General features: G+C 60.9%; 25 protein-coding genes. 4 read left to right on the forward strand and 21 right to left on the reverse strand.

Annotation, left to right across the window (positions count from 1 at the left end; translation table 11 throughout):
- Positions 1–402: 402 nt before the first annotated feature.
- From BLT65_RS43210 to BLT65_RS43220, 3 genes are read left to right on the forward strand one after another with little or no spacing between them, the layout of a single operon-like run.
- Positions 403–1,704, forward strand: a complete 1,302-nt coding sequence (locus BLT65_RS43210) for an NAD(P)/FAD-dependent oxidoreductase (protein WP_091790272.1) — start codon at positions 403–405, stop codon at positions 1,702–1,704.
- Entirely contained in the window at positions 1,701–2,498 is a 798-nt protein-coding gene (locus tag BLT65_RS43215; protein WP_091790302.1) for a DUF1365 domain-containing protein, read from the forward strand. The genes BLT65_RS43210 and BLT65_RS43215 overlap by 4 nt, the downstream gene beginning before the upstream one ends.
- A 2-nt stretch (positions 2,499–2,500) precedes the next feature.
- The gene (locus BLT65_RS43220) at positions 2,501–3,712 is read left to right on the forward strand and encodes an SAM-dependent methyltransferase (protein WP_091790273.1); all 1,212 of its coding nucleotides are present in this window, start codon (positions 2,501–2,503) and stop codon (positions 3,710–3,712) included.
- Between the two features lie 37 nt (positions 3,713–3,749).
- Here the strand turns inward: BLT65_RS43220 and BLT65_RS43225 are convergent, their stop codons facing one another.
- The 16 genes from BLT65_RS43225 to BLT65_RS43300 all read right to left on the reverse strand — a co-directional run bounded on the left by BLT65_RS43225 (position 3,750) and on the right by BLT65_RS43300 (position 19,214).
- A complete protein-coding gene (locus BLT65_RS43225) occupies positions 3,750–4,349 on the reverse strand; it encodes a lipocalin family protein (RefSeq protein ID WP_091790274.1) in 600 nt (199 codons plus the stop codon).
- Between the two features lie 4 nt (positions 4,350–4,353).
- The gene (locus tag BLT65_RS43230) at positions 4,354–5,451 is read right to left on the reverse strand and encodes an SAM-dependent methyltransferase (protein ID WP_091790275.1); all 1,098 of its coding nucleotides are present in this window, start codon (positions 5,449–5,451) and stop codon (positions 4,354–4,356) included.
- Between the two features lie 38 nt (positions 5,452–5,489).
- Entirely contained in the window at positions 5,490–6,269 is a 780-nt protein-coding gene (locus BLT65_RS43235; protein WP_091790276.1) for a DUF1295 domain-containing protein, read from the reverse strand.
- Positions 6,270–6,526: 257 nt separating this feature from the next.
- A complete protein-coding gene (locus tag BLT65_RS43240) occupies positions 6,527–7,615 on the reverse strand; it encodes an ABC transporter ATP-binding protein (protein WP_091790277.1) in 1,089 nt (362 codons plus the stop codon).
- Positions 7,616–7,658: 43 nt separating this feature from the next.
- Positions 7,659–8,534: an ABC transporter permease gene (locus BLT65_RS43245; RefSeq protein ID WP_009769623.1), complete on the reverse strand. Its 876-nt coding sequence runs from the start codon at positions 8,532–8,534 to the stop codon at positions 7,659–7,661.
- A complete protein-coding gene (locus BLT65_RS43250; protein WP_091790278.1) occupies positions 8,534–9,484 on the reverse strand; it encodes an ABC transporter permease in 951 nt (316 codons plus the stop codon). Before BLT65_RS43250 ends, BLT65_RS43245 begins: the two co-directional genes overlap by 1 nt.
- A complete protein-coding gene (locus BLT65_RS43255; RefSeq protein ID WP_091790279.1) occupies positions 9,481–10,578 on the reverse strand; it encodes an ABC transporter substrate-binding protein in 1,098 nt (365 codons plus the stop codon). The genes BLT65_RS43250 and BLT65_RS43255 overlap by 4 nt, the downstream gene beginning before the upstream one ends.
- A 217-nt stretch (positions 10,579–10,795) precedes the next feature.
- Positions 10,796–11,785 (reverse strand): dihydroxyacetone kinase subunit DhaK, encoded by a 990-nt coding sequence (gene dhaK / locus BLT65_RS43260; RefSeq protein WP_091790280.1) that lies wholly within the window; start codon positions 11,783–11,785, stop codon positions 10,796–10,798.
- Between the two features lie 14 nt (positions 11,786–11,799).
- On the reverse strand, positions 11,800–12,438 hold the full coding sequence (gene dhaL / locus BLT65_RS43265; RefSeq protein WP_091790281.1) for a dihydroxyacetone kinase subunit DhaL: 639 nt from the start codon (positions 12,436–12,438) through the stop codon (positions 11,800–11,802).
- Positions 12,435–13,454 (reverse strand): ABC transporter ATP-binding protein, encoded by a 1,020-nt coding sequence (locus tag BLT65_RS43270; RefSeq protein WP_042310893.1) that lies wholly within the window; start codon positions 13,452–13,454, stop codon positions 12,435–12,437. The genes dhaL and BLT65_RS43270 overlap by 4 nt, the downstream gene beginning before the upstream one ends.
- Positions 13,447–14,568, reverse strand: a complete 1,122-nt coding sequence (locus BLT65_RS43275; RefSeq protein ID WP_091790282.1) for an ABC transporter ATP-binding protein — start codon at positions 14,566–14,568, stop codon at positions 13,447–13,449. Before BLT65_RS43275 ends, BLT65_RS43270 begins: the two co-directional genes overlap by 8 nt.
- Positions 14,569–14,571: 3 nt before the next feature.
- On the reverse strand, positions 14,572–14,766 hold the full coding sequence (locus BLT65_RS43280; protein WP_042310889.1) for a hypothetical protein: 195 nt from the start codon (positions 14,764–14,766) through the stop codon (positions 14,572–14,574).
- Positions 14,763–15,716, reverse strand: a complete 954-nt coding sequence (locus tag BLT65_RS43285) for a carbohydrate ABC transporter permease (RefSeq protein ID WP_042310887.1) — start codon at positions 15,714–15,716, stop codon at positions 14,763–14,765. Before BLT65_RS43285 ends, BLT65_RS43280 begins: the two co-directional genes overlap by 4 nt.
- Positions 15,713–16,669 (reverse strand): carbohydrate ABC transporter permease, encoded by a 957-nt coding sequence (locus BLT65_RS43290; RefSeq protein WP_091790283.1) that lies wholly within the window; start codon positions 16,667–16,669, stop codon positions 15,713–15,715. Before BLT65_RS43290 ends, BLT65_RS43285 begins: the two co-directional genes overlap by 4 nt.
- Before the next feature lie 82 nt (positions 16,670–16,751).
- Entirely contained in the window at positions 16,752–18,080 is a 1,329-nt protein-coding gene (locus tag BLT65_RS43295; RefSeq protein WP_091790284.1) for an ABC transporter substrate-binding protein, read from the reverse strand.
- Between the two features lie 114 nt (positions 18,081–18,194).
- Positions 18,195–19,214: a LacI family DNA-binding transcriptional regulator gene (locus BLT65_RS43300; RefSeq protein ID WP_208545898.1), complete on the reverse strand. Its 1,020-nt coding sequence runs from the start codon at positions 19,212–19,214 to the stop codon at positions 18,195–18,197.
- 276 nt (positions 19,215–19,490) lie between these two features.
- On the opposite strand from BLT65_RS43300, the gene bfr reads away from it, so the two are divergent.
- Entirely contained in the window at positions 19,491–19,967 is a 477-nt protein-coding gene (gene bfr / locus BLT65_RS43305) for a bacterioferritin (RefSeq protein WP_042310879.1), read from the forward strand.
- 82 nt (positions 19,968–20,049) lie between these two features.
- Here bfr and BLT65_RS43310 read toward each other — a convergent pair whose 3' ends face one another.
- The 5 genes from BLT65_RS43310 to BLT65_RS43325 all read right to left on the reverse strand — a co-directional run bounded on the left by BLT65_RS43310 (position 20,050) and on the right by BLT65_RS43325 (position 25,051).
- Positions 20,050–22,545, reverse strand: coding sequence for a glycogen/starch/alpha-glucan phosphorylase (locus BLT65_RS43310; protein WP_091790286.1), 2,496 nt, complete (start codon positions 22,543–22,545; stop codon positions 20,050–20,052).
- A gap of 222 nt (positions 22,546–22,767) precedes the next feature.
- Positions 22,768–23,010, reverse strand: coding sequence for a hypothetical protein (locus tag BLT65_RS48240; protein WP_244187045.1), 243 nt, complete (start codon positions 23,008–23,010; stop codon positions 22,768–22,770).
- Positions 23,007–23,363: a Rossmann-fold NAD(P)-binding domain-containing protein gene (locus BLT65_RS48245; RefSeq protein ID WP_244187047.1), complete on the reverse strand. Its 357-nt coding sequence runs from the start codon at positions 23,361–23,363 to the stop codon at positions 23,007–23,009. The genes BLT65_RS48240 and BLT65_RS48245 overlap by 4 nt, the downstream gene beginning before the upstream one ends.
- A gap of 196 nt (positions 23,364–23,559) precedes the next feature.
- Complete coding sequence (locus BLT65_RS43320; protein WP_244187049.1) at positions 23,560–24,567, reverse strand: SDR family NAD(P)-dependent oxidoreductase; 1,008 nt, start codon at positions 24,565–24,567, stop codon at positions 23,560–23,562.
- The gene (locus BLT65_RS43325; protein WP_091790288.1) at positions 24,482–25,051 is read right to left on the reverse strand and encodes a TetR/AcrR family transcriptional regulator; all 570 of its coding nucleotides are present in this window, start codon (positions 25,049–25,051) and stop codon (positions 24,482–24,484) included. The genes BLT65_RS43320 and BLT65_RS43325 overlap by 86 nt, the downstream gene beginning before the upstream one ends.
- Positions 25,052–25,076 lie beyond the last annotated feature (25 nt).

The raw sequence follows: 25,076 nt of genomic DNA on the forward strand, positions 1-25,076 counted from the left end.
GCCATCGAGCACCCACACTTATCGGCTGTTGATTGTTAAAGAACATTCGCTAAAAAGCCGCTGTTTTCTGCTGCTTTCTTGCGTCTCCGTCGTTTGGAGAGGCCGAATTATGCGGAACCCCCAGGGGGCTGTCAAGCACTTATTTCGCACGATCTACGAAAAGTTTGCGATGCCACTTTATTAGGCGAACGCGGTCACTCGAGCCCGACTCTCTGTCGGCGTCCCATTCCTGTTCCATTTCGGCCCGCCATATCCAGCTATATTTTTCACGGGTCAAACAATCCGGACGTTCGCGTGCAACGGTTCGCCGACAGATCAGGGAGGACCCTGCCGCATGGCTGCATCCGTGTGCTGTTGCCGTGCGTAAAAGAGGGATGACGCGCCGGCGATGGAGAACACGCAATGGATCTGCAGACGGAAACTCATCCTGTTCCGCCGGGCAGCCGCGTTGCTGTCATCGGCTCCGGCATCGCTGGACTTGCGAGTGCGTATCTGCTGGCCCGCCGCCATCGCGTGACGCTTTACGAAGCCGCCGCCTACGCTGGCGGCCATACCAATACCGTCGACGTCGAACTGGAAGGCCTCACGCATCCCGTCGATACCGGCTTTCTCGTCTTCAACGATCGCACTTATCCCAACCTGATCGCACTCTTCAACGAGCTCGATGTCGCGTCATACGAAAGCGACATGACATTCTCCGTCTCGCTCGATCATGGACGACTCGAATGGGCAGGCACCAACCTGAACACCGTTTTCGCCCAGCGGCACAACCTGCTTTCGCCCAGCTTTCTCGGCATGTTGCGCGATATCGTGCGTTTCAATTCAGCTGCTGAAATGCATCTCGACGCGGCATCCACCAACGGATGCTCCGTTGGCGACCTGTTGACGGCGGGCCGCTACGGCGCTGCCTTCCGGCAAAACTACCTCTTACCGATGGCGGCCGCTATCTGGTCGTGCGCGAGCTCCGACGTGCTGCGCTTCCCCGCCGCGACCTTTCTTCGCTTCTGCCTCAACCATGCGCTGCTGCAGGTGAATCGCCGCCCGCGTTGGAAAACCGTCGCAGGCGGTGCTCGCGAGTATGTCCGCCGGATCGTCGCCACACTGGACGACGTGCGCACGAACGAACGGGTCGTCGCGGTGCGCCGCGAGCGAGGCGGCGTCCACGTAGCAAGCGAATCCGGCTGCGAGTGCTTCGACGCAGCGATTCTCGCCACGCACGCGCCCGACAGTCTGCGCATGCTCGCAGACCCCGATCCCAATGAACGCCATGTGCTCGGCGCGATCCGCTATCAGCCCAATGTCGCGTGGCTGCATACCGATCTGGCCTTGCTTCCGCGCCGCGAGCGGATATGGTCCGCGTGGAACTACCTGTCGACGCACGGCGTAGACGACATGCGCCCGGTCTGTGTGAGCTATCTGATCAACCGCCTGCAACCGTTGCCCTTCAAAATGCCTGTGATCGTGACACTCAATCCGTCGCGACCGCCGTCGCCCGAAACGGTACTGAAGCGCTTCGACTACGATCATCCACTGCTAGATAGCGTGGCCGTGGCCGCGCAAAGCCGCCTCCCTTCGATTCAGCGCGCAAGACGCACTTGGTTCGCGGGCGCGTGGACAGGATATGGCTTTCATGAAGACGGACTGAAATCGGCGCTACGCATTGCTCGCGACTTCGGCGTCGAACCGTCATGGTCCGTACGATGAACGGCCAATCTTCCGATCGCGCTGGATGGCTGATGTCCGGGCGCGTGATGCACGCGCGGATGCGCCCCGTGCATCATCGCTTCGTCTATCCCGTGTTCTGCATCCGTTGCGATTTGGCGAGGCTTCATGAACTGGATGGCTGGTGGCTGGGCATCGACCGGCTGCGGCCATTGAGCCTGAGAACACGCGACTACGGCGCTTGCGACGGAACCGATCTGCTCGCGTGGATACGCGGGCAGATCGCAAACGCGGGCATCGACCTAGACGGCGGCGCCATCTGGCTGCAGACCTGCCCGCGCGTATTCGGCTATGCATTCAACCCCGTCAGCTTCTGGTTCTGTCATGACCGCGACGGCAATCTGCGCGCATTGCTCGCTGAAGTGCGCAACACGTTCGGACAACGTCACTCGTATCTGCTCAAAGCGGGCAATAACCGCCCCATCGACGCGCACACCCATCTCCACTGCAAAAAGAAGCTACACGTATCGCCGTTTTGCGACGTCGAAGGGCATTACATATTCCGTATCCTCGAGAGCGAGCACCGATCGTCGATCTCCATCGACTATCACGACGCGCAAGGGCTCCTGATCCGCACCGCGATTTCGCTCGCGAAGCGCCCCCTCACGCGCGGGCACGCGCTGCGCGCACTCATGCGGCAACCGCTTCTCACGGTCGGCGTCATCGTACGGATTCACTGGCAGGCGCTGCGCCTGTGGCTCAAGAAAGTGCCGTTCCACGGGAGCCAGCCCGCCTCGCCTCACTCACGGCCAACAACGATCAACGAGGAATCGTGACCATGACGTTTTCACGCGCCTTCTATGCCGCCGGCGGTACACCTCTGTTCGCCCGCCTGTTCCTCGCGCTGCTGGACCGTTTGCGCGTTGGCCATCTGGTTCTGACGACGCCCGGCGGCCAGCAACGCGTGTACGGCGATCCCCACGCCCATCCCGGCGCGCAACTCATCCTGCACGACTGGCGGGCGTGCCGCGCGATCCTGCAGGCAGGCGACATCGGATTTGCCGAAGCGTATCGTGCGAGATGGGTCGACACGACTGACATCGTAGCGCTGGCGCGGCTCGCCATCCGCAATGAAGCTGCATTGCCGCGCACCGTGTCAGGGAGCGCCCCTGCGCGCCTGCTCTATGGATTGCGCCACTGGCTGCGTCCCAACACACGGCGCCGCAGCCAGCGCAACGTGCATGCGCACTATGATCTTGGCAATCCGTTTTACGCGCTCTGGCTCGACCCGACGATGACCTATTCGAGCGCGCTGTTCGAGGGCGATGCCAGCCGTTCGCTCGAAGACGCTCAAGCAGCCAAGTATCAGCGCATCGTCGATGTGTTGCAGTTGCGCGCCGGCATGCGTGTACTGGAAATCGGCTGCGGCTGGGGTGGCTTCGCGCTACACGCGGCGCGTCAAGGCATACGCGTGCATGGCGTGACGATCTCCCCCGCGCAGTATGAATGGGCATGCGAGCGCGTGGAACAAGCCGGTCTCCGCGATCTCGCGACGATCGAATTGCGCGACTATCGTGACTTACGGGGCATCTATGACGCAGCGGTGTCGGTCGAGATGTTCGAAGCCGTGGGAGAACGCTACTGGCCTACGTTTTTCACCGTCCTCAAGCGCATGGTGAAGCCGGGCGCACGCGCGCTCGTCCAGTCGATCACAATGGACGATTCGCGCTTTGCCGAGTACCGGTCTTCGAGTGATTTCATCCGCGAGTACATTTTCCCGGGCGGCATGCTGCCGGGTGCCGAACGCTTTCGCGCCGCGGCGAGACGCGCGGGCATGGCATGCGTCGAGTCGCAATCGTTCGGACTCGACTATGCACGCACACTGCAGTGCTGGCACGCACGCTTCGAGGAGAATCTCGACGCTGTGCGGGCACTCGGTTTCGACGATCTGTTCATACGCACGTGGCGGCTCTATTTCGCGTATTGCGAAGCGGGCTTCGCCGAACGGCGCACGGACGTCAGGCAATTTGTTCTCACCGCCAAGCCGTGACGTGCGCGCGCGTCCGGCACACAGCGCGAATCAGCCGTCACTCGTCTGGCGGCAGAAACCCTGGCTGGCCGATCTGCTGCGGATGCTGCGGCACGCGGCGAAAGCGCGATGCGTCGAAGCCCATTGCATCGAATCGCGCGAGCAGCGAGCGATAAACGTCGTCGCTCATATCGGGCTCGCGCGAGAAAATCCAGCCGAGGCTCTTGTCGCCGAGACCGAGCAATGTGTAACGGTAATCGTCGTCGACATAGAGCGTCAGCTGCGTCACATGAACCGGCCAGAAAATGCGTACTTTCCATTCGCCGTTTCCGCTGCCCAGCACGACGCTGTCGACGAAATGGAACTTCGACGGCGACGCGTCGAATGTTCTCTTATGCGCGGTGTACCGGTCGTCGATCTTTCCGTCTTCACGCAGCGACCAGTCCGTATAGCTGCCGACATACTTGTTTTCCAGGAAATACGGAATGATCGCAATGACGTACCAGCGGCCCATGTAGCGTGGCAGATCGACGGTTGCGGGCTTTAGCGGAATGTCTGCGCGCGGATTGGGATTAGCCGGCGACTGCGAGCACGCCGACATCAGAACGGCTGTTGCGGCCACGGCGACCAGTGCCAGAGCAACACGCGCAACTTTCATCGCATCACCGCTTGTCGAACAGGTAGTGCGCAACACCCCATTCATTGCCTTGCGCATAGCCAAAGAGTTCGGCCACAGCCATGTAGAACATGCGCCAGCGCTGGAACCAGAGCCGCGCGTTTTCCGCGCCATATGTCAGGATCAGTTCTGGCATCACGCGCTCGCGTGCCTCGTCGAGATTCGCAAGCCATTGATTTGCCGTGTGTGCGTAGTGCGCGCCGCCCATCCACCACTGCCTGTCGATCCGGAGGTCGCTCTGAAAGTGCAGCAATAAAGCTTCCGATGGCATCGTGCCACCGGTAAAGAAGTATTTCGACATCCAGTCCGTCGAGTCCCGGTTCTGAAAGTGATAAGCGAGTGTTCGATGCGCGAAAATATGGACGAAGAGTTTCCCATCAGGGCGCATCCAGCGCGCAACGCGCTCCAGCAGAAGGCCATAGTTTTTCATATGCTCGAACATCTCGACCGACAGCACGCGGTCGAAATAACCGGCGCGTAACTCATCTGCGAAATCGAACTGGGCGACGTTGCCCGTCACGACGCGCAGATTCGTGATGCCCGCAGACGCTGCACGCGCTTCGATGAATTCCCGTTGACTGCGCGAATTCGACAAAGCAACGATACGGGCATTCGGATACTGCGCGGCCAGACACAATGCAAGCGCGCCCCAGCCGCAACCGAGATCGAGAATGGTCTGGCCGTCTTCGATCCTTGCCCGCTCTGCGTAGAGTGCGAGCATCGCCTGTTCCGCCTGCCCGAGCGTCTCGTCGCCGCGCGGATACAGGCAGCACGAATACTTCAGGTGCGCTCCGAGATGCGCCTCGAAGAATGAAGGCGGCAATTCGTAGTGTTGCGTGTTTGCGGCATCGGTATCGATCGCGACGGGACTCGCGCGCAACTCGTCGAGCAACGCGTTGAAACGTTGCGAACGAAACTCGCCATCCAATGCGCCTTCTTCGATCAGACGCTGCCGCATCAGGCGGCGCATGCCAAAGCGGATAACGCGATCCGGTATCCATCCACGCTCGCACGCATGGATGAGCCAGTCTTCCCTGGCAAAAAGCGGCTTATCCATTGAAGGTTGAGTTGCCGTAACTGTCATGGCGAGCACCGTTCGGGGTATCGGAAGCGTAGTGGGACTCAGCCGCGTCGCGGCGGCCACGGTATCAATGCGCTAGTCTCGCGCATGTACTCGGCGTAACCCGGACGCGAATGGACGAGATGCGCCTCAAGCATCGGCACGCCTGAGAGCTTCATCAGCAGCCACGCCATGAGCACGGGTGGGAATAGCGTCAACCACACCCAGGGTGAACCGATCGACAGCGCGACATAAGCAACCCAATGCAGACACTCGAAAAAATAATTCGGGTGCCGCGAATAGCGCCACAAGCCGACCCGGCACACTTCGCCCTGATTCGCAGGATCGGCGACGAAGCGTCTAAGTTGACGGTCCGCCACCGTTTCGCCGCTGACCGAGGCCAGCCAGATCGCTACCGCAATCGCGACCCATGCCACGGAAGGCTTGTCTGCGCGCCATGCGGGCACGGCGAACGCCAGCGACAGCACCATCGAAATGACCGTCTGAAACTCGAGAAACCAGAACATCTTTCGTCCCGCAGCCGCGCCCCATTGCTCGCGGAAACGGTGATAACGCGGATCTTCCTGTTTGCCCGCGTTACGCCGCCACAAATGCCAGCCGAGCCGCGCGCCCCAGATACCCCCGCCCGCAGCAACGAGCGCACGGGCAAACGGATCGCCGTCGCTTGCCATGCCGTAGAACATCGCAATTGCGCCCAGCGAGAAAGCCCATATCGGATCGATCATCCCCGCGTTTTCGCTTTTCAGTTGCCACGCCCAGAACGCAGCGAACAGCATGACAAGTACCACGAACGCGATCGACGCTGCGGCAGCAGGAGACATCAAAAGCTCCTCTAACGTAAATCAGCAGTTGCGTTGTCGACAGGTTATACGCGCGATGACGGCGCGTGGATGCATCGCGGGAAGAGTGTGCGCAAACAGCGTGCCCCCGAAGGGGTCGTGTCGCGGATTTGAATCGGTTCCCCACGCCTCATGAGGGGCGACTGCATCGCAATGAGGAACCGTCAGATGTGGGGTAACAGAGGAGCGGTTGAAGGAATCGTGTGCATGCACCGCAACGACCCTGACGCGAGAACGCGTCAGGCCGAAGCACGCACTCCGTGCGCAGAGATGAGCTTGCACGCATGCGCCGGCAGCCCCGCAAGCACCGGCACGCCGGGTGCAAGACCCGGCACTTCGCGCGGCGTAGTCGCGGCAGTCAACGTGAAGCCTGCGCATTCGATCGTTGCCTCGAGCGAGGCGCCGACGTCGCGAATGAACCGCACGGTGCCCCGAACGGAGTTCGTATCGTGGACGCCCTGATCGGCGCCCAGTTGAAGATGCACGTCTTCCGGCCTGATCAGAAGACGAATATCGCCGGACGCAACCGACATCGGCGCCGTGTTGGCGACGACGATCTGCTGCCCGCCCGGCAGACGCACTTTCCCGCTCTCGTCATTTGTTACGGGCAGGATATTGCCAAGGCCAATGAAGTCGGCCACGAATTCGTTGACAGGGTCGCGGTAAATATCGAGTGGCTTGCCAACCTGCGCGATACGACCTTTCTCCATCACGACGATGAGGTCGGCCATGGTCATCGCTTCGCGCTGATCGTGCGTGACCATGATCGTCGTGATGCCCAGACGCTGTTGCAGCAGGCGAATTTCAATCTGCATCGCCTCGCGCAACTTGGCATCGAGGGCAGACAGCGGCTCGTCGAGCAACAGGAGCTTCGGTGACGTCGCGATCGCGCGGGCAATCGCCACGCGCTGCCGCTGGCCGCCGGAAAGTTGAGTAACGGCCCGCCCGGCCATATGCGGCAACTGGATCAGTTCGAGCAGTTCAGAGACCCGCCTCGCCTGCTCGCTCTTGCCCGTCTTGCGCAACTTGAGCGGATACGCAATGTTCTCCGCCACCGTCATATGCGGGAACAATGCGAGTGACTGAAACACCATGCCGAAATCACGCCGGTTCGCGCTCAAATGCGTGATATCGCGACCGGCGAACATCACCGCTCCCGACGTTGGCTGTTCGAGCCCGGCGATCATCCGCAACAGCGTGGTCTTGCCACAGCCCGACGGTCCGAGAAAGCACACCAGCTTGCCTTCGGGAATCGCGAGGTCGACGTTGTCGACCGCATGCGCGGCACCGAAGCGTTTCGTGACGGCCTGCAGCGTGAGATGAGTCATGACAGTTTCCAGTCCGTTTCGCGACATGGCGCGATGAATGGGATCACAGCGCGATCCCTTTGTCGCCCACCAGCTTTTCGAGCAGCCAGATCAGCGCAAAATCGATTGCGACGACGAACACCGCAAATGAAAACACGGTTGGATCGAGTGAAGACACCGTGCGGCTATACAGCCATACGGGAAGTGTCATCGTGTCGATGCCATACAGAAAGAACGTCACCGTGAATTCGTTGAACGAGATAATGAACGCGAACAGCATGCCCGCGAGAATGCCCGGCCGCATCAGCGGCAACACGACATCGACGAGCGCGCGTCTCGGGCTCGCGCCCATCACGTAAGCGGCCTCTTCGAACTCCGGCCCGATCGACGCCACCGACGCCGCGCAATTCTTCACCGTGAACGGCAACGCGAGAATCACGTGGGCGATGATCAGCCGGAACACGCCGAGTTCGACGGGTAGCACGTTGAACACCAGCAGCAGCGACAGTCCCAGCATGACCAGCGGATACACGAGCGGCAGCGCGACCAGTTGTTCGACGAGCCGCTTGCCGCGAAAACGGTAGCGGCTCAGCGCATACGCGGCGGGTACGGACACCAGCGTCGCAATGATCATCGTCGACACGGCGACGAGCAGGCTCGTTCCGAGCGCCGCGCCCATCGACAGCGCATCGCTTGCGTCAGGCGAAACGAACGTGTGCCACGCCGCGCGATACCACCGAAGGTTGTACGCATGCGGCGGAAATTCAAGCGTATCCGCAGCGCTGAACGACATCGTGATCATCGTCAGAATGGGGAGCGCCGCCAGAAACAGGACGATCGCAGCCGACAGGGCCGCCACCTTCCCAAGCCGGCCGGGCATCGTCGAGGATGGCCTCAGCGCGCCCAAGGGCCGGCGAGGCAACACACCTTGCGTACTCATCAGGCAGAACCCTCCAGACGCTGCATGCGGCGCAGCAGCCATTGAGACAGCGCCATCAGCGCAAGCGTGGCGACCATCAGCACGACGCCCGATGCCGACGCCGCAGGCCAGTTCAACAGCGGCGAGACCTGGTCGTGAACCAGCACCGCGAGCATGGGGACGCGTCGTCCACCGAGCAAGAGCGGCACCGCGAACGCACTCGCGTTGTACGCGAACACGAGCAGCGCGCCGGATACGATGCCAGGCATCGCGAGCGGCAGCACGATGTCGCGCATGGTTCGCCAGCGGCTGGCGCCGAGTGTCGCCGCGGCCTCTTCATACGAAACGGAAATTGCGCGCATCGCGCTCGATATCGGCAGCACGGCCAGCGGAAACGCCGTCTGGATCAGACCGAGCAACACGCCATGTTCGCGATAGAGCCACATGACGGGACGCGACACGAGACCGCTGCCGAGCAACGCATGGTTGAGCAATCCGGCGGGGCCGAGGATCACGAGCCACCCGTAGCCCTGCAACAGCAGATTGACGAGCAGCGGCAACAGCACGCCCGCGAGCAGCAGGCGCCGCACAAGGCGCGACTCGGTACGCGCCATTGCAAGCGCAACGGGAATAGCGAGCAGTACGGCGCACACCATGCTTTGAAAAGCGAGCCGCAGCGTCAGCCACAGCGACTTCACGAAGTAACTGTCGGCGAGTTCGACATAGTTATGCAGCGTGTACGCGTGCCACTCGTTCCCTGAGACGCCGAAACTCATTCGCACCACGACCAGCGCGGCGGCGGCGAGCACGGCGAGAAACACGAGAATTGGCGCAAGCAGCAGCCACGGCCTCGCGCGCGCGGACACGCTGTCGGCACCGCTCGCGGCGTGCCCGTCGGGCACGCCTGTCGACCCAGCCGGCGCGACGTCAGCGCGCCCGCGCCGCGAAAAGAGCGCGGGCATTCCGTTCATGCCGAGAAGATCTCCGTGTAACGCTTGATCCACGCTGGCTGTACGGCCGCGAGCGCCTTGTCGTCATGCAACACCGCTTTTTCGGCGATCTGCTTCGGGCTCGGCACATAGGCGCTGCTCTCGGCGGGAATCATGGCCTTTGAGTTGACCGGGCCATTCAGGACATCGGCGGCCATCCGGCCCTGCACGCCTGCATCGAGCGAATGGTTGATGAATGCGTGGATCAGGTCGGCATCGCCCGGGTGCGCCTTCGGAATGACGGTGAACATCAGTTGCGTCGCGAAGCCTTCCTTCATCCCGTAGGTCACGCCCATCTTGTACTCCGGCTTGCGGATCTGAGCGGGGAAAAACGCGGGTGAATAAATGCCGCCGATATCGAGTGACCCCGTGCGAAACAGATCGGCAACCTGATTCGGGTTTTCACCGAGCGTCATCACACGATCTTTCAGTTGCGCAAGCTTCTTGAAACCCGGCTCGATGTTCTGCTGCGAACCGCCTGCGAGCTTTGCAGCGATGATCGCGAGATCGACTGCCTCGGCCCACTCCGGCGGCGGCAGGAAAATGCGCCCAGCGTACTTCGGGTCCCACAGCGCTTCATACGAGTCGGGCGGCGTCTTGACCGTCGACGTGTTGTAAATCAGGCCGTCCGACCAGAGCAGATAGCCGACGCCGAAGCCGTTCGCGCCCGTGCGGTACTGCGGCGACACGTCTTTCAGGTTCGGCAGCTTGTCCAGATCCGGCTTGACGAGCAGGCCGGCATCGCCGAGCCCGGACGCGCCGACGCCTGCCAGCGTGATCACGTCGTAGGTGGGACGATCCCCTGCCGCCTTGACCTTGGCGACCATGCCGGATGTCCCGTCAGCGCGGTCCGCGATCACTTTCGCACCCGTCTTCGCGGTGAAGGTCGCGGCGATGTTGCGCAACGCGGCCGTACCCGTATCGTCGGACCAGGTTAGGAGACGCAGGGTCTTTCCGGAGAAATTCTGTTGCTGCTGGGCGCGCACGTTGATGAACGGCATTGGCAACGTCGAAGCCGCGAGTGCCGCGCCGATCGTCTTGATTGCCTGCCTTCTGCCCCGTTTGATGTCTTGCATGACGGTCTCCTGATGAACGATCGATGTCCACTGCCTGTCTCACGTGACACAGCGGCACGGTGCGAAGGCTTTGCGCGACAACCGACTGTAGGTTTGCCAATATCACGCAACAAGCGAAATCTGCGCATGCGCACCATGTCAAAAACTCATGCGCGCTCAGGCGAGCGAGACGTTCAGGCGGTCGTCCTTCAGGCAGGAGAGCGACATTCAATATCCGCTACATACCCCACCTCAGCGACGGCGTGTACACTGCGCTATCCCAATGTCTTAGCATTTCTTCGTTCATCACGCACAACGTAATCGAGGCGCCCGCCATTTCGAGCGAAGTCGTCAGCGAATCCACTTTCACGCGTGCAATCTTCAGATCACGCTGTTGCAGCCACAAGCGCGTGGAATTGAACAACAGATAGAGTTCGCCCAGCGGCGTGCCGCCCAGCCCGTTGATCAACACTAGCAGTTCCGCAGCGGCTGGCGGCTTGAGATCGGCGACAATAGCCGTCAGCAGTTCGCCCGCGATCGCGTCGGCCGCGGCGAAACGCGCGCGCCGCCGCCCCGGCTCGCCATGTATCCCGACGCCGACTTCGATTTCGTCATCGCCGATCTTGAACGTGAGCGTGCCCGCCGCCGGCACCGTGCAACTGGAGAACGCAACGCCCATCGACGCCGTATGCTTGTTGATCCGGTCGCCGAACGCCTTGCATTGTTCGAGATCCGCGCCGCTTTCGGCGAGACTCCCCACCAGCTTCTCGACGATCACGGCACCCGCCACGCCGCGCCGCCCCGTCGTGTAACTGGAATTTTCGACGGCGACGTCGTCGTTGATCAGCACCATCGCGTTGGGCAACTCCGACATCTCCGACGCCATTTCGAAGTTCATCAGATCGCCCGAATAGTTCTTAACGATAAACAGCGTGCCCGCGCCCGTATCGACGGCTTGCGCGGCAGCCATCATCTGATCGGGCGTTGGCGACGTGAAAACCTGGCCCGGACACGCGGCGTCCAGCATGCCGTAGCCAACGAAGCCGATGTGCAGCGGCTCGTGCCCCGACCCGCCGCCCGAAATCAGCGCGACTTTGCCCGGCTTCAGGGTCTTGCGCCGCACGAATACCGGTTCCTGATTGAGCACGACAAGATCGCTGTGCGCGGCGCCGAATCCGGCCAGGCTCTCGACCAGAAAGTCGTCGACGTGATTGATGAATTTCTTCATGGTCTCCGCTCCTTCTACGCTCTGTCTTGCGCGAGCCGCGCACATACGGCGTCGATCATCAACTGGCTCGACCGCGCGCCCGGATCGATGTGACCTCGCGAGCGTTCGCCGAGAAACGATGCGCGCCCCTTGGTCGCGAGCATGTCGCGCGTCGCGAGCATGCTCTGCTCCGCGACTTCCGGCAGGGTGTCGAGCACGACTTCCGGCGGCGCATCGTTGTCGGCCAGTTCCGCCAGGCGCGACGCCACGGGAATCAGCACGTCCATCATCGTCTTGCTGCCGATACCCGCCTTGCCGCGCTGCGCAACGGCATCGACACCCGCGGCGAAGATACGCGCCGCGTCCTGCACGCTGGCAATGTCGCCGCTTTCCGCCGATGCTTTCGCCATGCCATGCAGTAGCGAATAGAACAGCGGCCCCGACGACCCGCCCACCGTCGACAGCAACTTCGACGCAGCGAGATCCAGCGCCGGTGCGAATGCTTCGGCTTCGATATCGGCGCGCAGGCCGAGCAGTGCATCGGCGCCGCGCAACAGGTTGAAGATGTGATCGCCGTCGCCGATCTGCTGATCGAGCGCGGCGATCTCCTCAGTGTGTTCCTTTAGCGTTGCATGCGCAGCCTCGATGCACGCCATGACCGTTGTGCCGTTCATGCCGGAATCCTCCTGCCGTCGGAACGAAAATAAAGAAGGCTGCGCGGCGGCAGTGACACGCCGACCGTTTGCCCTGGCGTGAAGTTGCGTTCGGTCATCGTGGTCGCGACGATCGCCGTGCCTTCGCGGTCGAGAATCAGCAGATGCCGCAGCGGCGAATATTCGAGCACGCGAAGGTTGAGCGCGTCGCGTGCCTCGGCGCCGTGCAGCACGATGTCTTCCGGGCGAATCGCGACGGTCGACGTACCCGCCGGCATCGCCGCCGGATCGAACAGCGCGGGCGGCAGCAGGTTGATGGGCGGCGAGCCGAGCCGTTGCGCCGCGCTGAGCGACGCCGGGTTGCCATAGACTTCACGCGGCGTGCCCATCTGTACGATGCGACCGTGTTCGAGTATGCCGATGCGATCGGCAAGCGTCGTTGCCTCGACCTGGTCGTGCGTGACGTAGATAATCGTTGCGCCGATGGAGCGATGCAGCCGCTTCAGTTCGATGCGCAGTTCCTCGCGCAGTTTTGCATCGAGCGACGACAAGGGCTCGTCCATCAGAAAGACTTTGGGCTCGCGCACGAGTGCGCGGCCAATTGCAACCCGCTGCATCTCGCCGCCTGACAAATGCGTCGCCATGTTGGCGAGTTTCGACTCGATATGCAGCATCTGCGCGACTGACCGCACGCGCGCGCTGACTTCTGCCTCGCTCGAGCGCCGCCGCGGCGAGCGCAATGGAAACGCCAGATTGCCGAACACCGTCAGATGCGGATAGAGCGAATACTGCTGAAAAATGAAGGCGACGTCCCGGTCCGCAGGATGCATGTCCGTGGCCGCTTCGCCGTCGATGAATATCTCGCCCTCATCGGGCCGTTCGAGGCCCGCAATGAGCCGCAATGTCGTCGTCTTGCCCGCGCCGCTCGGTCCGAGCAACACGACGAACTCGCCCTCGTTCACGTCGATCGACACGTCGTGTACCGCGACGATATCGCCGAATCGCTTCGTCACATTGTGCAGGCGAATCTCAGACATAAGCGCCTCCGCTGCCGTTACCGTTACCGTTAAAGGCCATCTGGCGTGCGGCGCCGGGCAGCAGCTTGCCGCTGTCCGCGTCGTACAGCAGCGTGCGTTCCTTGCGAAACGACAGCCCGACCTGCGAACCCGCCGCCCGCCCCTCGTCCTTCCCGACCCGCACGCGCATGATGCCAAGCGCCGTCTCGACGACGAGAATCTGATGCGAGCCGAGATATTCGTCGGCGATCACACGGCCGCGCAACGCGCCGCGTTCATCGATCATGACGTGCTCGGGCCGCACCCCCACCAGCGCCTTCGCGGCCGACGCCTCGGTACGCGGCACGGGCACCGCCGCGCCGCCAAGCGAGACCTGTTCCGCGCCCGCCGGAACGCCGCCGTCTACCGCCAGAAAATTCATCGGCGGGCTGCCGATGAAGCTGCCGACGAACACGGTTGCAGGAAAGTGATAGATCTCATGCGGCGACGCGGACTGCAGCACTTCTCCGCGATTCATCACGACAATGTCGTCGGCCATCGCCATCGCTTCGCTCTGGTCGTGCGTGACATAGACAGTCGTTGCCGTCAGCGCGTTATGCAGCTTGCGCAACTCGAGGCACATCAGTTCGCGGAAGTCCGCGTCGAGCGTGCCAAGCGGCTCGTCCATCAGAAAGGCCTTCGGATGGCGCACGATGGCGCGACCCAATGCGACGCGCTGACGGTCGCCGCCCGACAATCCACCCGTCTTTCGATCCATCAGATGTTCGATGCGCAGCATGCGCGCAGCCGTGTCGACGCGCGTCGCTATTTCACGGCGCGAGATACCCTCGTTCTTCAGCGGAAAGGCGATGTTGTTGCGCACCGTCATATGCGGATAGAGCGCGAACATCTGGAACACGAATGCGATGTCGCGCTGACGCGCTCGCAGTGCCGTCACGTCTTCGCCGTCAATCAATATCTGGCCCGACGTCGGCAGCTCGAGTCCGGCGATCATCCGCAACGTGGTCGTCTTTCCGCAACCGGACGGTCCGAGCAGCACCACGAAACGGCCGTTGCCCACCGTGAGATTCGTATCGTGGACGGCGGTGAATTCGCCGAAGCGCTTGTGGAGATTGGAGAGAACGATCGTCGACATGGCTCAGTCCGGGAAATGGCTTGTCACGACAAAGGCCAGCGCGCCCACCAGAATCACGGGAAACGACCACGTATAGAGGTCGACGGTGAACGGCTGAACGAGCATGGCAATGCCCAGACCAATGAGTGCCATCGATGCGCCTTCCCAGTAGCGCCTGCGAAGGAAACGCCGACGCGGCGTGGCAGGTAGGGCTTTCATTTGCGCACCGCTCCAAAAGTGATGCCGCGCAACAGATGCTTGCGCAGCACAACGGTGAAGATCAGGATCGGCAGCACGAACAGGGTGGTCGCGGCCGCAACGGCCGGCCAGTCCTGCCCGCCCTCGCCGATGATGAACGGAATGAACGGCGGCATCGTCTGCGCGTCGCCGCTTGTCAGCAATAGCGCGAACGCGTACTCGTTCCACGCGAAGATCAGGCAAAAGATCGCCGTGGCGGCAATGCCTGTAATCGCTTGCGGAAGCACGACCTTGATGAAAGCCTGCATGCGGGTGTAGCCGTCTACGAGCGCGGCCTCTTCGTATTCGCGTGGGATCTCGTCGATGAAACCCTTGAGCAGCCATACCGCCAGCGACACGTTCACGGCCGTATAGAGCACGATCATGCCCAGATAGGTATCCGCGAGTCCGAGCGCGCGGTACATCAGGTAGATCGGGATCGCGACGGCAATGGGCGGCATCATCCGCGTCGACAGTATGAAGAACAGCAGATCGTCGGCGAGCGGCACCTTGAAGCGCGAGAACGCATAGGCAGCGAGCGTGCCGAGAAACACCGCGAGAAACGTCGAGCCGAAGCCGATTACCAGCGAATTCACGAAGCGCGGCAAGACCTTCGACGGTCCCGCAATCACCATGTTGCGCTTGCGCACATCGCGGTCATACCAGGCCGTTGCAGGCGGCAGGCTCGCGATGAACTCCGGCGTCTGCCGCGAGCGGATCGTGAAGAGATTCACATAGCCTTCCATCGACGGCTGAAACATCACGACGGGCGGATAGGCAATCGCATCCTCCTGCGTCTTGAAGCTCGTCAGAATGATCCATACGATCGGCAAAGTCGCAATGAGTGCGTACGCGATCACGACGACGGCGGCAAACGTCTTGCTGCGCGGCGTGGCGGCTACGACCGATTGTTGAAGGGCAAGGTCTGTCATCGCTGTTTCACCTTGTTGAGTGCCTTCACATAGATATTCGCGGCGCCGAACACGACGACAAACAGGATGATCGCCAGCGCAGACGAATAGCCCGTCTGCCACTTCTCGAACGCGGCGCGCTTGAGCGTGATCGACACGGTTTCCGTTACCGAACCAGGACCGCCCGACGTCAGCAAATTCACCATGTCGAACATCTTGAAGTTCTCGATACCGCGAAACAGGATCGCGAGCATCAGGAACGGCAGCGTCATCGGTAGTGTGATCGACCAGAACTGGCGCCACGGCGAGGCACGGTCCACTTCCGCCGCTTCGTAGATGTAGTCGGGAATCGAGCGCAGCCCGGCAAGGCAGATCAGCATCACGTACGGCGTCCACATCCATGTATCGACCATCACGATGGTCCATGGCGCGAGCGGCACGTCGCCGATCATCTGGAACGAGCTGGGCGGAATGCCCGTGAAGAAGCTGACGATGTCGTTGAAGAGGCCGGTTTGCGGCTGCAGCAGGAAGGTCCAGAAATTGCCGACCACGGCGGGCGACAACATCATCGGCAGCAGGATCAGCGTGGTCCAGAAACTATGGCCTCTGAACTGCCGGTTAATCAGCAGCGCGAGCCCGAACCCCAGCAGAACTTCCAGTCCGACCGACCAGAATACGAAGCGTGCGGTGACCTGCATCGCGTACCAGATGTCTTCGTCGGTCAGGATGTCCGTGTAGTTGTCGATGCCGACGTTGCGCGCGGGCACGCTGGGCATGTTCGACTTGAAGTTCGTAAACGACAGGCGCAATGCCCAGATCAACGGAAAGATGTTGATCGCGAGCAGCAATACGATGGTCGGAAGAATGAACAACCACGCGATCGTCCTGTCGGACAGCCCGCGCTGGCGCGCGGCCGCGCGCGGCAGCCGTTTCGCCTGCAATCCTTCCGGAGTAAAAGGCTTGTTTGCCAACATGCCGACTCCTTTTCGCGGATTAGCGGGGATCACCCGCCCGCCAAGCCGCGAGCCGAGATATTTTGATTGCTAATGCGTGCCTCTACTTCCCTTCCGCCTTGAAGACCTTGTTCCAGTCCTTGACCAGCAGATCGAGTGCTTCTTTTGCCGTGCCTTTATCGGCAACCACATAGTCATGCACGCGCTTCTGCATGTCGAGCAGCAACTCGGCGTAGGCGGGTTCCGCCCAGAAGTCCTTGACGATCGACATCGATTTCAGGAAGGCAGGCGCGAACGGTGCGCTCTTCGGAAAGTCCGGCGCATCCACGACCGACTTCGCCGCCGAATAGCCGCCGAGTTGCCACCACTTCTTCTGCACATCGGCTTGCGCGAACCATTTGATGTATTCGAGCGCGTCCGCTTTGTGATCCGAGTACGACACGACGGAGATGCCTTGCCCGCCGAGTTGCGTGAACTGCTTGGTTTCCTTGGGATTGACGAAGAAGCCGATCTTGTCGCCGCCGACATTCGGATCCTTGTACAGCCCCGGGAAGAACGCGAACCAGTTCATCTGCATCGCAACCTGACCGGACTTGAACGCATCGAGCCCCTCCTGCATGTACGCGTTCGTCATGCCCGGCGCCGTGCAGCATTTGTACAGTGCCTTATAGAACTCCAGCCCCTTGATTGCACCGGGTGAATTCACATAGCCGTCGAGGTGATAGGGCTTCTTGGGATCCTGGTACTCGAAGCCAAAGTTGTAGAGCATGTTAGTCACGCCCATCGTGATGCCTTCCGAACCGCGCTCTGTGAAGATATACACGCCGTACACGGTCTTTCCATCGATCTTCCGCCCCTGGAAAAACTCGGCGGTTTGCTTGAGTTCGTCCATCGTGGTTGGTGGTTCGAGTTCGCGTTTGTATTTCTGCTTGAACTCGGCGCGCAGTTCAGGCCTTGCAAACCAGTCTTTCCGATAGGTCCAGCCCACTGCGTCCGCCATGGCAGGCAACGCCCAGTAGTTCGGCGTGTTCTTCGGCCATTCCGCGTAGCCGACAACGGTTGCCGGCACGAAGTCATCCATGGAGATCTTGTTCTTCGCGAAGAAATCATTCAGCTTCACGTAGTGACCATTGACGGCGGCTCCGCCGATCCACTGGCTATCGCCGATGATCAGGTCGCACAGTTTGCCGTGAGAATTGAGTTCGTTGATGAAGCGGTCCGCGTAACTCGTCCACGGCACGAACTCGAACTTCATTGCAATGCCGGTTTTGGCCGTGAAGTCTTTCGATAATTCAACGAGTGCATTGGCGGGGTCCCATGCCGCCCAGCACAATGTTAACTGCTTGCCTTGGGCGTGCGCCGCCGATCCCAGGCAAAGTCCCAATGATGCGAGGACCGCCGCGACTACCCTTGCTGACGTTAGACGTAACATTTGTCTTCTCCTTGTCTTTCTCGGGTCTCCAACCTGATGACAGACAGCGTCCATGCGCCGGACGCCGTATACGGGCTCTGGCGGATTCAGAAAGCTGTCCGCGTGTCGCGAGCGTCAGGCATGCGCATTCTCACGAAGATAAATCCGGGTTTCGGGCGTCGGGATGTTGAGCACGCCCCGTACATCGTTCAGAAAATTGATGGCTGCCAGGCCCGCCCAATGGACGATGCCGCGCACATCCTGATCGAGGATCACGTCGATGGCGCGCTCGGACAATTGCGCGCGCGTCTCGGCCGTACATTCGTGGCCGATCAGAACGACGCGCGCCTTGTCGCCCGATTCCTGCAACGCAGACGCAATGCCGGAAATGCCGCCGCCCGTCACATACACGCCGACGAGATCCGGGTGCCCTGCAATCAGGCCTTGAACAGCGAGACCGGCGCTGTCGTCGTCTTCGGCGAAATCGGGTTCGGTGACCCAGCGCAGGTTGCGAAAATCTTCTTCGAGAACCTGTGAGAAACCCGTGCGGCGCTCCAGTTGATCGTGCAACCGTGACGATGCGGACAGCACCGCGACCGTGCCAATGCGAGATCCGACGAAGCGGCCCATCAGCAGCCCAGCCGTTCGTCCGGCGATGCGGTTATCGACGCCGACATAAGCCGCGCGCCCACTCGACGGTAAATCGGAAAAAACCGTGACGACGGGCATGTTCGCGTCGGTCATGTCCTGGATCATTCGAACGACCCATGGGTAATCGAGCGGTACCAGCACGAGCGCGTCGTAGTCGGTCAGCTGCTGGGCGAAAGATGCGGCGTCCCGCTGGTTCGACAGGTCGCATCGATAAAACGACGGGACGATGCGATGCTCACGAAAGAAACTCGCCGAGAGCGCGATATCGCGCTCGGCCTGATCGAGAAAGCGGGAATTGATTTGCGGCAGAACGAATGCGACCCGAAATGACGTGGTTTTTGCCGGACGACCACGACTTGCACGCTCGTCGCGCAATGTCGCAAGCGCGAGATGAACGCGTTCGGCTGTCTCCGGACGCACGCCCTGGTCGTCGCGCAGCACACGATCGACCGTGGCGACGCTCACGCCGGCGCGACGCGCAATCATCATACGAGTAGCCGGCATGGGTCTCCTCCGTTGCCGAGCCAAGACACCTTTTGTTAATTGAAAATAGTTTTTCCAGCGAAGAATGCAAGGTTTTTCGTTTGGATAAATGCGTCATTCTTGATGACGTTACCGCGCAAGGTACTTCGCTGGTGCGCGGCGACGGAATCAACCATTGCGCAGGCGATAAAGGACGGTCTGCAGAAAGAGAATCATTTGCGCTCCCTGTCTCGTTACCGCCATGCTCACGCCAGCCGCCTATGCTGTATGAAACTCTGCGGAATGACGGGAGCTGTCATGCAAGCCGATCCAAAAGTCATTGAATATCTGAACGCCGAACTGAAGTACGAACTGACGGCCATCAATCAGTACTTTCTACATGCACGTCTCTACAAGCATTGGGGCATGGAAGGACTCGGCAAACACGAATATGACGAGTCGATCGAGGAAATGAAGCATGCCGACAAGCTGATCGAGCGGATCTTCATGCTCGACGGTTTGCCGAATTTGCAGGATCTGGCCAAGCTTCTCGTCGGCGAAGATACGCTCGAGGTCCTTCAATGCGATCTCAAACTCGAACAGTCCGCCCAAGCCCATTGCAAAGAGGCGATCACTTACTGTGAATCGGTCAAAGACTACGTGTCGAGAATGATCTTTTCGGAGATCCTCGATGACACTGAAGATCATATCGACTGGCTGGAGGTACAGATCAGCTTGATCGACAAGGTCGGTATCCAGAACTACCAGCAGTCAGCCATGGGTTCACCTGGTTGAGTCGCGAGTCCGCGTTATCTTGCATAACGCGGCGAGGCGGCCATGAGGTGCTTGCGAGAGATGTACGAGGACGTCGCGTTTCTCAGAGCCGCTCAAGGGCGACACTCACGGGGCGGATCTTCCAGATCTCGTGACAGTACTCGCCGATCGCGCGATCGGAGGAGAACTTACCCGAACGCGCGGTGTTGAGGATGGACATACGGGTCCAGCGTCGCACGTCTTGCCATGCGTTGTTCACACGCTCCTGGCACGCCACATAATCCGCGTAGTCGGCCAGCACGAAAAATGGGTCGGCGTGCAGCAGATTGTCGACAAGCGGCCGGAACATATCCCTGTCGCCGCGCGAGAAATGCCCGCTGACAATCAGATCCAGTGCGTCGCGCAATTCGCCATTGCCAGCCGCGAAGTCTGCCGGACGATAACCATCGCGCCGGAGTTGCTCGACCTGAGAGTCGGTCATGCCGAACAGGAAAAAGTTCTCCTCGCCGACCTCCTCCCGGATCTCGATGTTCGCGCCGTCGAGTGTTCCGATGGTCAGTGCGCCGTTCATCATGAATTTCATGTTGCCCGTACCCGATGCCTCCTTGCCCGCTGTCGATATCTGCTCGGACAGGTCCGCTGCGGGATAGATGAACTGTGCGTTCTTCACATTGAAGTTCGGGTAGAACACCACTTTGAGCCGTCCGTTTATCGACGGGTCGTTGTTCACGACTTCCGCCACCCCGTTGATCAGGCGAATGATGAGTTTGGCCATCGCGTACCCCGGCGCAGCCTTTCCGCCGAATACGAAGCAGCGCGGCGCGACAGCGAGATGCGGGTCGCGGCGCAGACGCTGATACAGCGAGACGATGTACAGCGCGTTCAGGTGCTGTCGCTTGTACTCGTGAATGCGCTTGACCTGAATGTCGAACAACGCGGCAGGGTCCACTTCGATGCCTGTCGTGTTTCGAATGTGCTGTGCGAGGATCGCCTTATTCGAATACTTGACGTCGCGCCATTCGTCGAGAAAGCCCGGGTCGTCGGCATGCGATTCGAGGGCGCGAAGCCGTGTGAGGTCGGTCGCCCATCCCTCGCCCACCGTCTTGTCCAGCAACCGCGCAAGCCCGGGATTGCTGAGCAGCATAAAGCGACGTGGCGTGACGCCATTGGTGACGTTTGTGAAGCGCTCGGGCCACAGTTGCGCGAAATCGCGCATTACCGTTTGTTTGAGCAGCGCGGAATGAAGCTCTGCCACGCCGTTCACGGCATGGCAGCCGACAGTCGCCAGATGCGCCATGCGCACCTTCTTCTCGCCGGCCTCGTCGATCATCGACATCCGCGCCACGCGTGCATCGTCGCCGGGATAACGTTGCCGGACCTCGTCGAGAAAGCGCCGGTTGATTTCATAGATGATTTCGAGCAGGCGCGGCAGCAGGTTGCGAAAAAGCGGCAGGCCCCAGGTTTCGAGCGCCTCGGGCAGAAGTGTGTGGTTGGTATAGGCCAGCGTGCTGCGGGTGATATCCCAGGCTTCGTCCCACGGGACACGCCGCTCGTCGACGAGCAGGCGCATCAGTTCTGCCACTGCGATTGAAGGATGCGTATCGTTCAGCTGCACCGTGAACATGTCGGCAAAGCGCGCGATGGGTTCACCCTTGATATCGAGCAGGCGCAGCATGTCCTGCAACGAGCAGGAAACGAAGAAGTACTGCTGCGCGAGGCGCAGCCGCTTGCCGGCTTCGGGCTCATCGTTGGGATAGAGCACCTTGGACAGCGTTTCGGAAATCACCTTCTCCTGCACGGCCTGGTAGTAGTCGCCGGCGTTGAAGTCCTCCAGATCGAAGGACTCGACAGCTTCGCTCTTCCATAGGCGCAGCGTGTTGCAGGTGTTGACCCGGAATCCGAGCATCGGTGTATCGCAAGCCACACCCTTGACCATGTGCGCCGGTATCCAGCGCACGCAGTAGCGGCCTTGCGCATCGTTCTCGCTCTGCGTGTGTCCGCCGAAGCGCACGTAGTAGTTCACGTTGGGGCGCACGATCTCCCATGGGTTGCCCTTCTGCAGCCACTTGTCGGTGGCCTCGACCTGCCGGCCATCGCGGATCACCTGGTCGAAGATGCCGAACTCATAGCGTATGCCGTATCCGACCGACGGTATCTGAAGCGTGGCCAGCGAGTCCAGATAGCAGGCGGCGAGCCTTCCGAGTCCGCCATTACCGAGTCCCGGCTCTTCCTCGAGCGCGATGAGCGCGTCGAGATCCTGGCCGAGCGACTGCATGGCAGCACGCGCTTCGGCCTCGATGCCCAAGTTCACGAGATTGTTGCCGAGTTGCGGTCCGATCAGGAACTCCGCAGAGAGGTAGCAGGCAACCCTCAACTCGCGAGCAGCATAGGTCTGAATCGTGGCGGCCCAGCGCGCGAGCATGCGGTCGCGCACGCTGTAGGCCAGCGCCATGTACCAGTCATGCGGCGTAGCAATGGCCGGCGGGCGAGCCTGCAGGCAGATGAGATTGTCGAGCACGCCGCGCCGCAATGCGTCGGGATCCAGCGCGCTACGCGCGGAGTCGCCGCAACTGGCGCTGGCGGACATGTCGGCAGCCATGGTCTTGCCCTCCTGTTTTTGCGCGACCGCTCCGAAGCCGAGGGCAGTCTCACATTCGCAGCGCTACCCAAGGAGATACGCGCACACGAAGGCAGCATACGTTACACCATGCGTATTTCAAGGCAATGGCCGATTTATCGCCGTTCGTTCATATGATTAGGCGCGATTCAGGCAGTACATCGACGCTGCTACGCGCGCGGCTCGTCCGTGTCCCCAAACGGATCAAGCCTGCGAGATGATGGCCAGTCGATAAATATCCGCCGGATTCAGGATGGACCGTGGTGCGCCGTGACGCACGGCACTGAGCATGGCGTCGCCGACAACCGACGTCGTCAACACATGCTCCGGCGAAATGCGGCGGGCCAGAATCAGAAACGGCTTGAGCACGACATACATCCATCGATACACGGCGGTGCGCGACTGGATGCCGTCCTCGGGAATGATGGCGGCGGGCCGAAAAATCACGACTTGCCGAAACGGGAGCCGCTGCAACGCATTCTCGGTTTTTCCGCGGATGCGGGCCCACATGGGACGTGAAGCGTGAGGTCGTAGGTCACCGCGCGGTATGCCGTCTCGGACATATGGAAGGACGAAACACCCACGCAGAAAAAGCACGCATCCGCGTTGGTGAAAACGTCGCCCTCGGCCTGAAAGCGCTCCAGATGTTGCGTGATGACGACCTTGAGTCGCGGATCCTCGTAACCCTGTAGCGCACGCCGGCTGATTACGATGATTTCGGTGACGTCGCGTGCTTTCAGGCACGCTCGCAATACGCCTTCGCCTACCATGCCGGTCGCGCCGATCAGAACAATACGCATCGTCTTACTCCGAGGGCAACTCAGGCGATACCGCGCCGAAATCGGCAGCGACGGTGACGGGCTTCCAGCGTGGCTTCGAGAATGATGCGGCCCAAACCTCGGGACGCACCGCTAATCAACCAGACTTTGGACATGATCGTTTAATCCTTTGATATACGCCGGGACTACGCGTTGGCATTGAAGACGTGGAAGCTCGTCACTCAGGCATGAAGCCAGACTTACCTTCGAACATCACAGACGCGGCGAGATCCTTTTGCGCCTGCAGCGCGGTCAGACTCCGGGTATAGCCCGCTTCCAGCACAGCATAGGCATCGCCGCCTAGAACGGTGCGCAGTGGCGGCTCCGGCATCTGGCTGATCGTATAGATCGCTTCGGCCATTCTCACCGGGTCGCCCGAAGCATCTGCTTCACCGTTTTCCTCGATCCATCGACGCAGCGTGGCAACGGTGCCGTCCTTGTAGTGCTCGAGTTGCGGCGTCCAGCGGATATTCGCCACGAAGCCTGTCTTGATGGAGCCCGGTTCGATAATGATGGTCTTGATGCCGAACCCGGCGACTTCCTGGCTGACTGCTTCGGCGAAGCCCTCCAGACCGAACTTCGCGGCGTGATACATCGAGCCTCCGGGGAACGCGGCACGTCCGCCGACGCTGCTGACATGGATGAACGTGCCGCGCTGTTTCGCGCGCAATGCGCCGAGAAACGCGCGCGTGACGTGGATAGGCGCCAGCAGGTTCAGCGCGATCTGTTGCTCGATATCGGCGTCACTCATTTCCTCCATCGCGCCGAAAACCGCGCCGCCCGCGTTGTTGACCACGACGTCGACATCGGGATGGCGTGCTGCGGCCGCCTGAACCTGCTCGCGATCAGTCACGTCCACCGACTCCACTTCGAGCAGGTCCGCATATGCCTGCTTAAGTGTCCGCATTCCTTCAATACGACGCACCGCCGCGACCACTGGATGCCCTTGCGCCAGCGCTTTTTCCGTGAGTGCGAGCCCCAGACCGCCGGAGGCTCCCGTGATGAACCACTTCTGACTGGACATGATGTCTTTCTCCATTTGCAAACCAGGTAAGCACACATTAATGAGCGCCCAATCACTCATTAATCGAGTAAAAAAATTACATCGTGATTGCGCGCCACAGGACGCGAAAGCCGAGCTTCCTTTGAGTTGCGGCGTCCTTGGGATGCCGTTCGATATGCTCAATCGTCGTGTCGGCAATGTGCTCGATCAAAGACGAGAGAAAGCTGATTGGCGCATCGACCAGGACGCCGTCGCGCACGCCATCCTGCATCATCTGGGCGACGGCCAGAAATCGCTCGATGCCCTGTGATCGTGTGTCGTCCGATATCTGCCCCGAACCCGCAAGCCGGGAAACAGCGAACCGTGCAGACGGATTGACCAGTCCCCAGTTCACGTACCGCTCAAAGACGTGCTGCATGCGCTGCATGTAGTCGGCTCCCGTGGGATAGCCAGGCATCACAGCGTCGGCCAGGCCGCGCTTGAGGTGCAGATACAGTTCCTGGAACAATGCCTCCTTGCTCTCGAAGTACGTAAACAGCGTGCCCTCCGCGACGCCGGCGCCCCGCGCGATGCTCGCCGTGGAGGCCTGCACGCCCATCTCAGCGACGGCCTGCGTCGCGGATTCCAACAGGGCACTACGTTTTTCGGGACTCAAGGGACGGGCCATGAACTGCCTTAAATGACTGATTACT

It is taken from the genome of Paraburkholderia steynii (assembly GCF_900100565.1).
In the GTDB taxonomy this organism is placed as follows: Bacteria; Pseudomonadota; Gammaproteobacteria; order Burkholderiales; family Burkholderiaceae; genus Paraburkholderia; species Paraburkholderia terrae.

Excerpts from the sequence above, each read along its gene's own strand:
- BLT65_RS43210 (WP_091790272.1), top strand. The coding sequence starts at position 403 with ATGGATCTGCAGACGGAAACTCATCCTGTTCCGCCGGGCAGCCGCGTT.
- BLT65_RS43215 (WP_091790302.1), top strand. The coding sequence starts at position 1,701 with ATGAACGGCCAATCTTCCGATCGCGCTGGATGGCTGATGTCCGGGCGC.
- BLT65_RS43220 (WP_091790273.1), top strand. The coding sequence starts at position 2,501 with ATGACGTTTTCACGCGCCTTCTATGCCGCCGGCGGTACACCTCTGTTC.
- BLT65_RS43225 (WP_091790274.1), bottom strand. The coding sequence starts at position 4,349 with ATGAAAGTTGCGCGTGTTGCTCTGGCACTGGTCGCCGTGGCCGCAACA.
- BLT65_RS43230 (WP_091790275.1), bottom strand. The coding sequence starts at position 5,451 with ATGACAGTTACGGCAACTCAACCTTCAATGGATAAGCCGCTTTTTGCC.
- BLT65_RS43235 (WP_091790276.1), bottom strand. The coding sequence starts at position 6,269 with ATGTCTCCTGCTGCCGCAGCGTCGATCGCGTTCGTGGTACTTGTCATG.
- BLT65_RS43240 (WP_091790277.1), bottom strand. The coding sequence starts at position 7,615 with ATGACTCATCTCACGCTGCAGGCCGTCACGAAACGCTTCGGTGCCGCG.
- BLT65_RS43245 (WP_009769623.1), bottom strand. The coding sequence starts at position 8,534 with ATGAGTACGCAAGGTGTGTTGCCTCGCCGGCCCTTGGGCGCGCTGAGG.
- BLT65_RS43250 (WP_091790278.1), bottom strand. The coding sequence starts at position 9,484 with ATGAACGGAATGCCCGCGCTCTTTTCGCGGCGCGGGCGCGCTGACGTC.
- BLT65_RS43255 (WP_091790279.1), bottom strand. The coding sequence starts at position 10,578 with ATGCAAGACATCAAACGGGGCAGAAGGCAGGCAATCAAGACGATCGGC.
- dhaK (WP_091790280.1), bottom strand. The coding sequence starts at position 11,785 with ATGAAGAAATTCATCAATCACGTCGACGACTTTCTGGTCGAGAGCCTG.
- dhaL (WP_091790281.1), bottom strand. The coding sequence starts at position 12,438 with ATGAACGGCACAACGGTCATGGCGTGCATCGAGGCTGCGCATGCAACG.
- BLT65_RS43270 (WP_042310893.1), bottom strand. The coding sequence starts at position 13,454 with ATGTCTGAGATTCGCCTGCACAATGTGACGAAGCGATTCGGCGATATC.
- BLT65_RS43275 (WP_091790282.1), bottom strand. The coding sequence starts at position 14,568 with ATGTCGACGATCGTTCTCTCCAATCTCCACAAGCGCTTCGGCGAATTC.
- BLT65_RS43280 (WP_042310889.1), bottom strand. The coding sequence starts at position 14,766 with ATGAAAGCCCTACCTGCCACGCCGCGTCGGCGTTTCCTTCGCAGGCGC.
- BLT65_RS43285 (WP_042310887.1), bottom strand. The coding sequence starts at position 15,716 with ATGACAGACCTTGCCCTTCAACAATCGGTCGTAGCCGCCACGCCGCGC.
- BLT65_RS43290 (WP_091790283.1), bottom strand. The coding sequence starts at position 16,669 with ATGTTGGCAAACAAGCCTTTTACTCCGGAAGGATTGCAGGCGAAACGG.
- BLT65_RS43295 (WP_091790284.1), bottom strand. The coding sequence starts at position 18,080 with ATGTTACGTCTAACGTCAGCAAGGGTAGTCGCGGCGGTCCTCGCATCA.
- BLT65_RS43300 (WP_208545898.1), bottom strand. The coding sequence starts at position 19,214 with ATGCCGGCTACTCGTATGATGATTGCGCGTCGCGCCGGCGTGAGCGTC.
- bfr (WP_042310879.1), top strand. The coding sequence starts at position 19,491 with ATGCAAGCCGATCCAAAAGTCATTGAATATCTGAACGCCGAACTGAAG.
- BLT65_RS43310 (WP_091790286.1), bottom strand. The coding sequence starts at position 22,545 with ATGGCTGCCGACATGTCCGCCAGCGCCAGTTGCGGCGACTCCGCGCGT.
- BLT65_RS48245 (WP_244187047.1), bottom strand. The coding sequence starts at position 23,363 with ATGCGTATTGTTCTGATCGGCGCGACCGGCATGGTAGGCGAAGGCGTA.
- BLT65_RS43325 (WP_091790288.1), bottom strand. The coding sequence starts at position 25,051 with ATGGCCCGTCCCTTGAGTCCCGAAAAACGTAGTGCCCTGTTGGAATCC.